This window comes from Marivirga sp. (assembly GCF_024636815.1).
Taxonomy (GTDB): Bacteria; Bacteroidota; Bacteroidia; order Cytophagales; family Cyclobacteriaceae; genus Marivirga.
Window position 1 is genome coordinate 1 of the sequence record NZ_JAGXGF010000207.1, and the last position, 15448, is coordinate 15448.

9 protein-coding genes, 1 tRNA gene and 1 pseudogene are annotated in these 15448 nt (G+C 35.3%); 6 read left to right on the top strand and 5 right to left on the bottom strand.

The window, feature by feature from the left end; translation table 11 throughout:
- Window positions 1-340: 340 nt before the first annotated feature.
- The 5 genes from Q0L29_RS14835 to Q0L29_RS14855 form a co-directional block, all read right to left on the bottom strand.
- Complete coding sequence (locus tag Q0L29_RS14835) at window positions 341-1597, bottom strand: metallophosphoesterase (protein ID WP_296622933.1); 1257 nt, start codon at window positions 1595-1597, stop codon at window positions 341-343.
- Window positions 1598-1680: 83 nt separating this feature from the next.
- Window positions 1681-5085, bottom strand: a complete 3405-nt coding sequence (locus tag Q0L29_RS14840) for an efflux RND transporter permease subunit (RefSeq protein ID WP_296622934.1) — start codon at window positions 5083-5085, stop codon at window positions 1681-1683.
- Between the two features lie 17 nt (window positions 5086-5102).
- The gene (locus tag Q0L29_RS14845; RefSeq protein WP_296622935.1) at window positions 5103-6239 is read right to left on the bottom strand and encodes an efflux RND transporter periplasmic adaptor subunit; all 1137 of its coding nucleotides are present in this window, start codon (window positions 6237-6239) and stop codon (window positions 5103-5105) included.
- Between the two features lie 28 nt (window positions 6240-6267).
- Window positions 6268-7629 carry a TolC family protein gene (locus tag Q0L29_RS14850; RefSeq protein ID WP_296622936.1) on the bottom strand — a complete coding sequence of 454 codons (1362 nt, stop codon included), beginning with the start codon at window positions 7627-7629 and terminating at the stop codon, window positions 6268-6270.
- Complete coding sequence (locus Q0L29_RS14855) at window positions 7619-8233, bottom strand: TetR/AcrR family transcriptional regulator (protein ID WP_296622937.1); 615 nt, start codon at window positions 8231-8233, stop codon at window positions 7619-7621. The genes Q0L29_RS14850 and Q0L29_RS14855 overlap by 11 nt, the downstream gene beginning before the upstream one ends.
- A 219-nt stretch (window positions 8234-8452) precedes the next feature.
- Between Q0L29_RS14855 and Q0L29_RS14860 the strand changes: the two genes are divergently transcribed.
- The 6 genes and pseudogenes from Q0L29_RS14860 to Q0L29_RS14885 form a co-directional block, all read left to right on the top strand.
- Window positions 8453-9250: an alpha/beta hydrolase gene (locus Q0L29_RS14860; RefSeq protein WP_296622938.1), complete on the top strand. Its 798-nt coding sequence runs from the start codon at window positions 8453-8455 to the stop codon at window positions 9248-9250.
- 359 nt (window positions 9251-9609) lie between these two features.
- Window positions 9610-13299, top strand: coding sequence for a phosphoribosylformylglycinamidine synthase (gene purL, locus Q0L29_RS14865; RefSeq protein ID WP_296622939.1), 3690 nt, complete (start codon window positions 9610-9612; stop codon window positions 13297-13299).
- A 68-nt stretch (window positions 13300-13367) separates the two neighbouring features.
- A complete protein-coding gene (locus tag Q0L29_RS14870) occupies window positions 13368-13922 on the top strand; it encodes a DUF4136 domain-containing protein (RefSeq protein WP_296622940.1) in 555 nt (184 codons plus the stop codon).
- A 78-nt stretch (window positions 13923-14000) separates the two neighbouring features.
- Window positions 14001-14073: transfer RNA gene (locus Q0L29_RS14875), tRNA-Gln, on the top strand.
- 63 nt (window positions 14074-14136) lie between these two features.
- Window positions 14137-15063, top strand: coding sequence for a ribose-phosphate pyrophosphokinase (locus Q0L29_RS14880; RefSeq protein ID WP_296622941.1), 927 nt, complete (start codon window positions 14137-14139; stop codon window positions 15061-15063).
- A 45-nt stretch (window positions 15064-15108) separates the two neighbouring features.
- Window positions 15109-15448 (top strand): annotated as a pseudogene (locus tag Q0L29_RS14885) (50S ribosomal protein L25); the annotation flags it as partial.

Consider the following 15448-nt stretch of genomic DNA (forward strand, 5'->3'; position numbering starts at 1 on the left):
AAAGGGGAAAACTTTTCCATAAAATCCAATATACTGCGTTGTCTTTCCTCGATATAGCTCGCTATATCTTCTAAAAGACGCCTTGTCTATTTAATTTTATGAAAATCTGAATTTCCAAATTAGAGTCGAACTCAGGTTAGTTAGTTAAATTGCTTACCCTCAATTGCATTGAGAAATCTTAACATTGCAAGTTAGTAACTCGCAAAACAAGCTTCAATTTAAGAATTGAATTAATAAAATATTGAAAGTGTGTTGAAATATTAGGCATAGTGGATGATTTTAAGGATTACAAATCCTATGATAAGTTTTCGGAATTACAAATTCCGAAAAGCACACTTCATCAACTCTGCTTCAACTCCAAAATTGTAATCTCAGGTGGTATTCCTATTCTTCCAGGATAGCCAAGGTAGCCATATCCTCTATTCACGTATAATTTCTGATTGCCTTCCTCGTAAAGACCTGCCCATTGTTTGTAGGCATATTGTGCTGGGCTCCATTTAAAGCCGGGAACTTCCACACCAAACTGAAATCCGTGGGTATGGCCTGCTAACATTAAATCAATATCGGGATAATCTTTTCTTATCTGGGCATCCCAATGGCTTGGGTCATGAGAGAGTAATATTTTAGCAGGTAAATCGGCTGTTCCTGCATAAGCTTTACTGATTTCTCCATATTTAGCAAATCTGCCTGCTCCCCAGTTTTCTACTCCTAATATTGCTAGAGGTTCCTTATCTACTTCTAAAATTCTATTCTCATCCAATAATAAATCCCATCCCATTATTTTATGAGCCTCTTTTACATCTGCTAAGTTTTGAGCTTTTGCTTTTTCACTACTCCAATTTTTGTAATCACCATAGTCATGATTTCCTAAGGTGGAAAACACTCCTAAATCTGCTTTTACTTTGGAGAAAATTGGTATATATTTTTCTACCTCCTTAGCTTCATTGTTCACCAAATCGCCTGTAAAGAAAACCATATCGGGCTTTTCTGCCATCAACATATCAACTCCTCCTTCTACGGCAACTTTATTCCAAAAACTTCCACTGTGAATATCTGATATTTGGGCCACTTTTACTCCATGCCAGGCTTTCGGTAAATTCGGAATAACAATAGATTTTCTACGGATACGGTAATCATGAGCTCCGGAAATAATACCAAAGCTCATTGCGGCTAAAGGTAATCCTCCAGCCACTAAAGCTGATTTAGCTATAAATTCTGATCTGGTAATTTTCTTACCTTCATTAGAGACAGGCGAATTTGAAAACTGATCCTTAATTTGGTAAAATGCCCATTCTCCAAATCGAAACAAATCGCCCAAAACCAAGATAATCATCGCAACACTTTTGGATAGATAATTCATGAATACCAACACTAACATAAACTGTCTAGATATTCTAGAGAATAAATCAGGGTTAGTAAAATGATATAGAAAGAATCCTACTATAGTAATCACTGTAAATCCCCAGTATAAGCCAAAAACTATGTTCTTGCCCACAGGAGCAAAATTTTGCACTGCAATCTTCACAGCCTGAAAGACATATAAGTCTATCAGAAGCAAAATTACGGCAACCAGCGGTATGAGAATAATTTTTGACATGAGTTAGAGTTGGAAGTCAGAAGTTTGTAGTGGGAAGTGGAGAGTGGGAAGCAGCTTCGAGCTTCCGACTCCCAACTCCAAACTTATCTTCCTATTCCAAATTTAGCATTTAATTGATTTGCAATAAGATACATCACCGGTACGATCACCAACGTTAAGAAAGTGGCAAAGCTTAAACCAAATATGATGGTCCAGCAAATAGGCTCCCAAAACATTACAGAATCACCACCTAAATAGAAATCAGGATCGTAACTGGTAAACAATTGGATAAAGTCAAAATTAAACCCAATTGCCAAAGGAATTAGACCCAAAATGGTCGTGATTGCTGTCAATAATACAGGTCTCAAACGGGTCTTACCTGCCAGCATTACGGCATCTTTCACCATTTCATAGGTTAAGTTTTCACCTTCTTTTAGATTCAATTTTGTGTTTTCTTTACTGATTTCAATAAAGTCTATCAATACAATGGCATTGTTTACCACAATACCTGCCAGGGAAATAATTCCAATCATGGTCATCACAACCACAAAATCCATCTGAAACGCAACCAATCCAATAAATACACCGATCGTACTGAATATAACAGAACTCATGATAATAAATGGAGCAGTCAATCTATTAAACTGCGCTACTATGATCAAGAATATTAAAAATACCGCTAGTAACAAAGCCATACTCAAGAATTCCATTTCTTCTGCTTGTTTTTCCTGCTCACCTGTGAATTTTACTTCATATCCAGCAGGGACATCAAAGTCCTTCATAGCTGTCTTTAATTGATTATTCACATTGGTGGCATTATATCCATCCAAAATATTGGAATATACAGTTACTACCCTATCTAATTCTTTACGGTTGATAGAACCATAAGTACTGCTATATTGCACATCTGCCACAGCACTTATAGGAACTTGATTGACTTTACCTGAAGACTGATCTCTATAGGTGATTTTTTTATTGATTAAGGCGTCTACATCATAGCGATATTCATCATTGTATCGCAACTGGATTTCATAATCGTCCTCACCTTCTTTATATTTAGAGATTTCCTTTCCGAATAGTCCAGTTCTTATTTCATTGGCGATAGTAGCAGTGCTTAAGCCAAATCTCCTAGCACTTTCTCTGTCAATATTGATGGTCAATTCAGGCTTCCCGGTCTCTAAATCGGTTTTTAAATCCTCTATTCCACCAATATTTTGATTGTTGATGAAAACGGTCAGATCCTCTGTAATCTGAATTAATTTAGCATAATCTTCTCCGCTAATTTCAATATTCAATGGTTTACCAGTTGGAGGACCTGCCTGATCTTTATCTACCGTAATAGAAACACCTGCATATTTATCAGCCACCACATCCCGAATCTCATTCATTACTTTGGTGGTAGAAACTCCATCTCTATATTTGAATTCGACAAAATTGACTGTGATTCTGGCTTTGTTGGGAGTATCGGATTGCCCCATGGCAGTCGGATCACTAGGATCGCCAGCACCTCTTCCAACACTAGCCACTACAGATTCCACTATATCTGAATAAGGCTCAATTACTTGTTTAACTTCTTGTTCTATTTTAATAGAAAATTCATTAGTATGTTCTACATCCGTTCCTACAGGAAATTCAACAAATACATTAACATATTTAGGCTCATTTTCAGGAAAGAATAGAACATTTGGGGTGAAGGCTTGTAATAACATCACAGAGCCAACTAAAGCCAAAACTGTTCCTCCAAAGAAGAAATATGGATTCCATCCTTTAACAGCAAACCTAAGTGTTCGAGAATACAACCTTTCTAAGCCAGGCAAAAATCCTTTTTGAAATCTACGGGAAAGTGGCGTTAAAACGTAGGTATTGAGTAATCCTAAAACACCAAATAAAATAGCCAAATTACCAATAGCATAAATTTTAAGTAATATGAAAATTATACCTATAGCAAATGAAATACCTGCTATACTCCAAACTCTCTTATAGTTCAGTTTTCCTCCATCATCTAATCGCATAAAAGAAGCAATAAATACCGGATTGATTACCAAAGCTACAAATAGTGAAGACCCTAACGTAATGATCAAAGTAATCGGTAAGTATTTCATAAACTCCCCAATAAGACCTGGCCAGAACGCTAAAGGCAAGAAAGCTGCTAATGTAGTAGCTGTAGATGAAATAATAGGCAGTGCAACTTCACCCACTCCTATTTTAGTGGCTTTAATAGGTGAATAGCCTTCTTCCATTAATCGATAAACGTTTTCTACTACTACAATCCCATTATCCACCAACATTCCCAATGCCATGATTAGAGAGAATAACACAATCATATTAATGGTGATGCCCAAAGCCCCTAAAATCATAAAAGCCATAAACATGGACATCGGAATAGCAATTCCAACAAAAAGTGCATTTCGTGTTCCTAAAAAGAATAAAAGCACTAAAACCACCAGTATAACACCTGAGATTATATTATTTTCCAAACTGCTTACCTGATCACGGGTTTGTTGTGACTGATCGTTCGTGATAGTCACTTCCAAGTCATCAGGGAAAATTTCTTCTTTTGCCTTTTCAATTACTTCATTAATTTTTTCAGTAAGAATAAGTAAATTTTCTCCACTTCTTTTCACTGCATCTACCATCACTACCGCCTCATTATTTAAGCGAGCGTAACTTTGTTTTTCTTTATAATCAAATTCTATCTCTGCAATATCTTTGAGGTAAACAATATTGGCATTTTCATTTTTGATGATAAGGTTTTCCAAGGCTTCAGGACTCTCATATTCACCTGAAATAGAGACGGTTCTTCTGATTTCGCCCATTTTGATGTTTCCACCAGACATGGTCATATTCTCTTGCTGCACAGCAGTTTCAATATCATTAAAACTGATTTTTCGAGCTTCCATTTCAAGAGGATCCACCATTATTCTAACTTCCTTTTCATCTACCCCTCTAATTTCTGCTTTAGACATTTCAGGGAATTTCTCCATCTCCTCTTCCAAATATTCTGCATAAGAATTTAAGGTCTCCACACTGTAATTTCCCGAAAGGTTAATATTCATAATCGGAAATTCAGAAACATTCAATTCAAATACATTAGGATCATCCTGTAAATCAGAAGGTAGCTCAGATTTTGCCTGATCCACTGCATCCTTTACTTCTTGCAAGGCTTTATCTACATCGGTGTCGGTAGTAAATTCTATAATAATGGTAGAAAAATCCTGAACCGAAGTGGACTTAATATTATCCACCGAGGAAATGGTATTGATTTGTTTTTCCAATGGACGGGTAATCAATTTCTCCATATCAGCCGGTGAGTTACCGGGATGTGGAGTACCCACATATATGGTAGGTTGCGCTATCTCAGGGAAGTTTTCTTTAGGTAAATTGATATAAGAAAATATACCTAAAACCACAATAAGGAAAGCCAATACATAAACAGTAGTTCGGTTATTTACAGATAAACTGGTAAGCCCAAACTCCTTCTCTACTTTCTTTTTATTTTGATCGCTCATAAATATTCTATTTCGAATTATTGTGCTAAACGTACTGCAATACCATTCACTGCTTCTCTATATCCTTCCGATATGATGGTGTCACCTGATTTGATGCCTTTCAATATTTCTGTATTGCCATCGTAAGTTTTCCCTCTTTCTACCCTTACTTTTTCAGCTTTTTTCTGGTTTTCGTCAGTCTTCACTACATAAACAAAATCACCCAAATTATCTTGCTGAACCACATATGATGGAACCACAATAGCATTTTCATTTTCATAATCCACCAAGGTTAATCTGGCAAATTGATTGGGCTTTAATTTATCTACAAACTCATTGGCCTTAACTTCTAATTGGAAAGTTCTGTTTGCCGGATTGATTACATAACTAACTGCGCTTACCACAGTGGTAAATGATTTTTTAATGGAAGGTAAGTAAACCTCTACAGAATCTCCTTGCTCAAAATCATTAATATATTCTTCTGAAACATTCGATTTGAGGTACATTTCTTCCTGACCCACCATACTTAAAACTGGTATACCGGGCTGCACCATCTCTCCCATATTTACATTAACATCATTTATTCTACCATTAAACGGAGCTTTGAGATAAGCCATATCCAATTGTGATTGGGCAGTTGCCAATTGTCTCTCGAGCGTCTCTTTTCTATTTTTAGCTTCCAGAAATTGTACTTCAGTCCCAATCTTTTGATCCCAAAGGTTTTTCTGCTTTTTATAGATGGTTGTGGCTAATTCTAAGGCTGTTTTCAATTCTTTAATACTATTTTCAGCTGTAGAAGCATACATTTTCACCAATAACTGGTTTCGCTTCACCATATCACCAGGAGAAACATTAATTTGAGTGACTCTCCCCATAGTTTCGGCACCCATAGTAATATTTTTACGTGATGCTACCTCTCCCTGAACTTGAATTTTATGTTTGAAATCCTGAGACTTTACAGTTTGAGATTCAATTAAAATAGACTGATCTTTATTCTTGGAAAATTCAGGATCTAGCTGTGCAATTTCTTCCTGCAATTCAGCGGCTTCAATAGTCTTTTCTTGAATTTCTTTTTCTATTTCTTCCAGCTCTGATTTCAGCTTATCAACATCAGAATTTCCATTACAGGCTCCCATAAAAACCGCAAGGGCTATTATTAAAATTAAATTTTTCATTTTTATAAATCTTATCATTTTTATCAAATCAATACAATATTCCTAAAGCTTTTTCTAATTCTATTTTAGCTATAACAGCATCATAAAGTGAGCTGTAATAATTGGTTTCTGCTTCCTTTTTTGAAGTCTCGGCATCCAGTAACTCTCGGCTACTAGCCAAACCATTTTTATACTTAATTTCTATTTGGTTGTATACAGAAAGTGCTAGTTCCATATTTTGCTTTTGCACATCCAGACTTTCTTTAGCTGATTTTAAATCATCTTTAGCTTGTTTAATTTCCATATTAATGGAGCTCTTCAGCTGTTCTTTTTGAATTTCAATTTGTTCAATTTGAATGCGGTTTTTCTCCATTTTGCTTGAGCGATTCAAACCTGTAAATATGTCCCAGGTAAGTGAAATTCCAACAGCTCCAAATTCTAGCCAATTGTTACTGAAATTAAATAATTCATCAGTTGAATTAACCCCTGTGTTATATCCGTAATTAAAATTTGCATATAACTTTGGCAAGTGAGTGGCTTTGTTATTTCTCAAATCCAGATTTGCCAAATCTTGGTTAGTTTGTAAAATGGAATATTCTGTCCTTTCTCTAAAATCGAAATTTTCAGTTTTGCCTAAATATTCTTCTGCTTCTAAGGTTAGACTTGAAATATCTCCAGAAAGTGCTAAAGGTGAATTTAAAGACATTCCCATTTGAAATTTCAGCATATCCATGGTCATGTCATAGCTTCTGTTGGCTTTATTATTTTCCGTTTGAATATTATTATAATTAACGGTAATTCTATCAATATCAATTTTTTCAGCAAAACCACTTTCATAAAGTGCTTTGGTCTCTTTCAATACACGATCTAATTGCTCTTTATTAGCATTTAAAAGCTCCAAGCGCTCTTCTGTTATCAAGACTAAGTAATATGCTTTAGTAATGGCTTCAACAGTCTCAATTTCTGATTGATTAGACTCCTTTTGCCTTAATTCTCTAAGAGTTTTAGCTGCTTGAAGTCCTACGAAATAGGAACCATCAAACAACAACTGAGAAACAGACGCAACGGCATTTCCATCATACTCAGGACTAAATTGTACGGGAGTAAAACCTTCTGCATTAGGATCTCCAGTTATAATAGAGTTAGGCAAAAAGGCTCTTTGTATTTGATAATTATAGTTTATCCCTGATTGCAACTTCACCTGTGGAAGCCCCATAGAACGGGTTTCCCCCACTTGCGTTTCAGCTATCGCTTCTTCAAGTCGTGTAGTTTTTAAATTGCGATTGTTTTCCAATGCATAATTAACACATTCCTCCAAACTCATAGGTTTAATAATCTCCTCTTGCGCCATTATGCCAATGGGCATAAAAAAAGCCACTGCACAAAAAATTCTAACTTTGTTAAGCATCATGCTCTTCATTTAAATATTGATTATATTTTTCTTTTCCTTTTTCAGTTAGTATTCCATGTATAAAATGGTCAAATAACTGTTCATGTATTTCCTTAAAGTCAAATTTGTCACGGGGAAAAACCTCCTGATTAAAAGCCAATTGAACCTGCTCTATTCTCTGTATAGTTAAAATTTCAGTATTAATTTCTTTTCTGAAATAACCAGATTGCATGCCTTCTTTCAGAATCTTTTGAAGATTCTTATGCATGAAAGAATTTTTAAATTCTAAAAATCTTTTAAATGCCTTGGGAAAATAGCGTTGCAGATCATACAAAACGGTGGGATTTACTGCTTCTACTTGAACTTTCATGCACTTTGATAATCTGTACATAGCTTCAATAACATCTACACTATTTTTTAAGACCTCTTCAATCTCTTTTTGATGCTCTGAAAAATGTTCATGAACAGATTTTACAACTATACTATTCTTATCATTAAAGAACTGATAAATTGTTTTTTTGCTTACGCCTACCTTCTTGGCTATGTCATCCATGGTAATGGACTTCAAGCCAAATTGCATAAACAAATTTTTTGCTCCCTCTAATATGTTTTTCTCTGTACTCAAATGATTATATTGCGATTTAAACTTAGGAAACTATATTAAAGTTTAAAGTTTCCTCGGTTTCCAACGCGCAAAGTTAGCTTTTGTTTATAATTTTTTAGAGAAATCTTAAAAAACTTTCAATCTATTGATAATTAGCTAGTTGAACATATTTTGATTTTTTAATATTTGTGAATATAAATTCCGTTGATAATATTAAAACGAATTAATACTTTTTCTTAAATGAAATACAACCATATAAAATTTGGAGAAAATATTTTAAATTATTCTATTGCTGGAAACGGAAATACTCCAATCTTGGCTTTTCACGGCTTTGGTCAGTTTAAAGAAATTTACAACCCCTTTTCTGATTTATTAGGTGATAAATATACTGTATATGCTTTCGATATTTATTTTCATGGGGAAAGTGAATGGAAAGACAGAAGTAAGGCTTTGGAAAAACAAGACTGGGAAGAGATATTAAAAATCTTTCTCCAAAAACATCAAATTGATGAATTTGCAGTTTGCGGATACAGCATGGGTGGAAAATTTGCCTTAGCAAGTCTGGAATTATTTCCTAGAAAAATAAAAGAGTTCTTACTTATTGCGCCAGATGGGATAAAAACTTCATTCTGGTACAGTCTAGCGACCTACCCCAATTCTTTTCGCAGGTTTTTCAGAGCCATGATAGTAAAGCCAAAGTATTTCTATCACATCCTTAATTTTACCAAAAAAATTGGATTAGTTGATAAAAGCCTTTTAAAATTTGCCAATACGCAAATGAATACCAGAGAGAAAAGACGCAGGGTCTATTTAACATGGGTAGTATTTAGACACCTTAAATTTGATTTAAAATTGATTGCCTTCCTTATTAATCAAAATAAAATACCAACTATGATGTTCACAGGTAAATATGATAAAATTATCACAGCTGAAAATATGATGGATTTATTGAAACATGTAAAAGAATATGAACATGTAATCCTTGAAGCTGGACATAATACCTTAATAGCAGATACTGCTAAGCATCTAGCCCCTTAATCCCCAAGGGGGAATTAGGGCAGTGGTAAATATTGAAATAAAGCGGGAATAAATAGTAGTGAGTTAGTAGCTCGAAGTGCGAAGTAAGGGTACTGGGTGATTAGGTAAGAATAAGACCTAATAAAAAGGCAATCAATTTTAACTGAATTATCTCAGTGACCTTAGTGAAAGACTTTGTGTTTCTCTTTGGTTAAGAGAAGTGTAGCCTTGGCTACTTTTGTTTCGGGTAAAATTATGGTTAGATCTCAGATCTTCGATTTGATTCTAGGTTCCAGATTCTAATTATCTAGATTCTAGGTTAAATAATGGATAATTTCTAACTTTGCGACTTTATTAATTCCACCTACATAAAACACATTATGCTTAGCTTTTTTCAGGGTAAAAATCATCAAATCTACGCTTTAGGACATCAAAATCCATTTTCAGAAACCGACTTAGAAAAACTACTATGGCTGTTGGATGCGGAAAAAGAAATTCCTGCTTCTGAATTATCCGGGATTTTTGTGGGGCCAAGAAAAGAAATGGTCAGTCCCTGGAGTACCAATGCAGTGGAAATCACCCAAACAATGGGCTTAAGTGGCATCTTCAGAATTGAAATGTTTGAAGCCATTGAAAAGCTCACTGACATAATCGATCCTATGCTTCAAGCCAAATACCAGGGCTTAAATGAGGATATTTTCACAATTGATAAGCAACCGGATTCGATAGAATTAATAGATGATATTACTACCTACAATGAAAAAGAAGGTTTAGCCTTAAGCGCTGAAGAAATTCAATACCTGGAACAAGTAAGCAAAGATTTAGATCGCCCATTAACCGACAGTGAGGTTTTCGGATTCTCACAGGTAAATTCAGAACATTGCAGACACAAAATTTTTAATGGAACTTTCGTGATCGATGGAAAGGAAATGCCAAACACGCTTTTCCAAATGATCAAAAAGACTTCAAAAGAAAATCCTAACCGGATTGTATCTGCCTATAAAGATAATGTAGCCTATGTAGAAGGACCCGAAGTGGAGCAGTTTGCTTCTCCAAATCCTGAAAAAGCTGATTATTTCCAAAAAAAGAAATTCAAATCCGTTATCTCATTAAAAGCAGAAACCCATAATTTCCCCACAACTGTAGAGCCATTTTATGGCGCTGCAACGGGTTCAGGCGGTGAAATTAGAGATAGAATGGCTGGTGGGAAAGCAGGAATTCCTTTAGCAGGAACCGCTGTTTACATGACCTCTTACTCTAGACTAAAAGGTAACCGTCCGTGGGAAAACCACATGGAAGAAAGACCATGGCTTTACCAAAGTCCGGTAGATATTTTAATCAAAGCTTCCAATGGCGCTTCTGATTTTGGTAATAAATTTGGACAACCGCTCATTTCTGGTTCTGTCCTTACTTTCGAACATGAGCATGCCGGTAAAAAGTATGGATATGATAAAGTCATCATGCAAGCTGGTGGAATTGGATATGGAGTTGCTGACCAAAGCAAAAAAGACGTTCCGCAAAAAGGAGATAAGATTGTGGTAATGGGTGGTGATAACTACCGAATCGGAATGGGTGGAAGTGCGGTTTCCTCAGTGGACACGGGTTCTTTTGCCAATCAAATTGAATTGAATGCTGTTCAACGTGCCAATCCGGAAATGCAAAAAAGAGTAGCCAATGCGATCCGTGCTATGGCTGAATCTTCCGAAAACCCTATCGTTTCTATCCATGATCACGGTGCTGGTGGACATTTAAATTGTCTATCCGAATTAGTAGAAGATACTGGTGGAAAAATTGATTTAAGAAAGCTTCCAATTGGTGACACTACCCTTTCTGCCAAGGAAATTGTGGGGAATGAATCTCAGGAAAGGATGGGATTGGTAATTAAAGAAAAGGATATTGCCAAGTTAGAAAAAGTATCTCAACGTGAGAGAGCTCCTTTTTATGTGGTAGGAGAAATAACAGGAGATCACCATTTTAGTGTAGTCGATAAAGAGAGTGATAAAAATCCAGTGGACTGGCCTTTGGCTTCTATGTTTGGAAGTGCTCCAAAAACCATATTAGCTGATCATAAACAAAACACAACCTATACCACATTGCAATATGATGCAAAAGAAATTGAAGGTTATATAAAAGATGTCCTAAAATTAGAATCCGTAGCTTGTAAAGACTGGTTAACCAACAAAGTGGATAGATGTGTAACCGGAAAAGTAGCCAAACAACAAACTACTGGACCAATCCAGTTGCCTTTGAATAATGTAGCTGTGATGGCACTGGATTTCAAAGGAGAAAAAGGGATTGCTACTTCCATCGGTCATGCCCCAGTAAGTGCTTTAATAAATCCAAAAGCAGGTTCAGAATTATCTATTGCAGAAGCCTTGACCAACATTATCTTCGCTCCTATTCAAGATAGTTTAAAGGGAATATCTCTTAGCGCCAACTGGATGTGGCCTGCAAAAAATGAAGGCGAAAATGCTCGTTTATACGAAGCCGTTGAAGCCATAAGTGATTTCGCCATTGAATTAGGAATCAATATTCCTACAGGGAAAGATTCTCTTTCCATGGTACAAAAATATCCTTCCGGAGATAAAGTTTATGCTCCTGGAACTGTGATTATATCCGCTGCTGGAGAAGTTTCAGATATCCGAAAAACATTGGAAACTGCATTAATCCCAAAAGAAAACAGCCAATTGATTTATATCAATATGGGGAAAGGCAGCTTTGAATTGGGCGGCTCTGCATTTTCGCAAACTCGCGCTTCTTTAGGAGAAGAGACAGTTAAAATTAATTCAACAAAACATTTCAAAACAGCATTTGAGAGGATTCAAAAATTTATTAATGAAGAAAAAATCTTATCAGGACATGATGTTGGTTCAGGTGGATTGATTACTTCTCTATTAGAAACCACTTTCCCTCATCAAAACTTTGGTTTGGATTTAAACTTTGATGCATTTGAGCAAAATGATTTAGTAAAATTATTATTCAGTGAACAGCCGGGTTTATTACTTCAAATTGAGGATAAATCAGTTATTGAAGAATTAGCCAAAGCAGAAATTGATGTTTCAGTTCTAGGAACCGTTAAAAAATCGAATAAAATTCAAATAAAAAAGGCTAATCAAAGCATTGAGCTTGACATTGCAGGTTTAAGAGATGAGTGGTATGAAACTTCATATTTACTGGATGAAAAACAAAGTGGCAAAGATTTAGCGAAATCACGTTTTGAAAATTATAAAAATCAAGACTTATCATTCAATTTCCCAGCACATTTTAAAGGAACTTTTGAGTCATTAGGTTTAGATTCAAATAGAAATACAGAAAGCGGAATAAAGGCAGCCATTATTCGTGAGAAAGGCGTGAACAGTGAGCGTGAGATGGCTTATATGATGTATATGGCTGGCTTTGATGTAAAAGACATCCATATGACAGATTTAATGAGTGGAGAAGTAGATTTATCGGATGTGAATTTCATTGTATTCACTGGCGGTTTCTCTAATTCAGATGTTTTAGGCTCTGCTAAAGGTTGGGCTGGAGCATTTAAGTACAATGAAAATGCTCAAAGTGCATTAAAAAACTTCTATGCAAGAGAAGACACGCTTAGTATGGGGGTTTGCAATGGATGCCAATTAATGGTCGCCTTAGATTTGATTTACCCTGAGCATAAAGAAAAAATCAAAATGGCTCATAATGATTCTCATAAGTTTGAATGTGGGTTTGTTAACGTAGATGTTCCAGAAAATAATTCTATTATGCTCAGCAGCCTTGAAAATAGTAAACTGGGTATCTGGATAGCACATGGTGAAGGTAAATTTGAAATGCCATTAGGTGAAGAGAATTATCAAATAGTCGCTAAATATAGCTATATGCAGTATCCAGCTAATCCAAATGGGTCGGATTTTAACGCAGCCGCTATTTGTTCAAAAGACGGTAGACATTTAGCCATTATGCCTCACTTGGAAAGAAGTATTTTCCCATGGAACTGGGCAAATTATCCAAATGAAAGAAAAGCAGATGAAATTTCTCCATGGGTAGAAGCTTTGGTAAACGCTAGAAAATGGGTTGAAAAAGTGTCGTGAAAACGATATATTTCAAAATCTTCTGTAATTTAAAAACAGAATAGGGATATAATCGTTACATTGACATTATGAAAAAATTCTACATACCACTGCTCTTATTGTTTTTGATATCAAATGGTTGTTTTGTATCAAAGGAATATCCAGTTGAATATGATTATAATTTTTTAGGGGATTTTGATAATTATAAATCCTTTGGTTTTTTTATCTCAGAAACCTATATGCCAGAGGCACCAAGGAAATTAGTGCGTTCTACCATAAAAAGCCACCTTGAACTATTGGGTTATGAATATAATCCTGACAACCCAAGTTTTTATGTTAGTTATTTTTACATCGATGATCCATTAAGTTATAAAGGTTACGAACAACCAAAAATGGAGAGTTTTATAAAATATAGAAGCGATACTCAAAAAGAGAAGGAAAAATACATGAAAAAGAAGTTTAAAATAGATCAAGGCACAATGGTTATTAACTTCACAGATACAAATGATTATTCCATGATATGGCAAGGATATACAACAGATTTATATTCTGAAAACATTTTTGATGATCCCAGAAAAATTAGAGTAGCTGTATTAAGCATTTTAAATAACTACTCATTTGTGCCCAACAGAAAAAATAATTGATTTTTTTTCACTTCTTTATTTGCAAATAATAAATCCGTTTTTACCTTTGTATTCCCTTAGCGATAAGGCAAACAAAAATGCCCGATGGTGTAACTGGCAACACGTCTGTTTTTGGTACAGAAGAGTCTAGGTTCGAGCCCTAGTCGGGCAACAAAATCCCGTCCATAGCAATATAGGATGGGATATTTTATTTTAAGCGCAAAAAATAAAAACCATGTCCTCTGTCAAAATTTTCTCCGGTTCCGCTTCAAAATATCTTTCTGAAAGAATAGCCGCTAGTTACGGAAAACCTCTTGGAGATGTTGAATTACAAAAATTCAGTGATGGTGAACTTTCACCTTACTTTACAGAATCTATCAGAGGGCATCATGTATTCTTAATCCAATCTACCTTTGCCCCTGCTGATAACATCATGGAATTACTATTGATGATAGATGCGGCAAGAAGAGCAAGTGCATATAAAGTTACCTTAGTGGTTCCTTATTTCGGATATGCTCGTCAAGATAGAAAAGACAAACCAAGAGTAGCTATTGGAGCTAAAATGGTCGCCAATATTCTTGAGGCTGCTGGTGCTGATAGAATTGTTACTTGCGATTTACATGCAGGACAAATTCAAGGATTTTTTAATATCCCTGTTGACCACATGGATGCTTCTGCTATTTTTGTTCCTTATTTACAGGAAAGTATAACTGAAGACACCATTTTTGCTTCACCAGATATAGGAGGTTCAGCAAGAGCAAGAAAATATGCTAAGCATTTCAAAGTAGATATGGTGGTTTGTGATAAACAAAGAAAAAAAGCAAACGAGGTTGACGCAATGCAAGTGATTGGTGATGTTGATGGTAGAGATGTTATTATTTTTGATGACTTAGTTGATACAGCAGGAACTTTATGTAAAGCAGCTGACATGCTGAAAGAAAAAGGTGCTAATTCAGTAAGAGCAATTATTACTCACCCTGTATTATCAGGTAATGCATATGAAAATATTGCCAACTCTACTCTGGATGAGTTGATTACCACAGACACTTTGCCTTTAAAGCAACAATCTGAGAAAATTAAAGTACTTTCGGTAGCCGATATGTTTGCCAAAGCCATTAGAAAAATTCACGATAATGAATCTATTAGTGCTTTATTTATTTAATAGATTATATAAAATAGTAATTATTCACTTTAACAAATATATATTATGAAAACTGTTGAGATTATAGGGTATAAAAGAGCAAATCTTGGCAAAAAAGAGGCGAAGAGATTAAGAGCGGAAGCTATGGTTCCTGCCGTATTATACGGGGGTGACGAGCAAATCCACTTTTATGCGCCAATGATTCTTTTTCGCCCATTAGTATTTACTGCCGAAGCACATTTCGTTAACATTAACATTGAAGGCGATGAGTACCAAGCAATACTACAAGATGTAGCTTTCCACCCAGTAAGTGAAATCATCTTACATGCTGATTTCTTGCAATTACACAAAGGAAAGAATATCAAAATGAATATTCCTGTTCATTTGGAAGGTACTGCACCTGGTG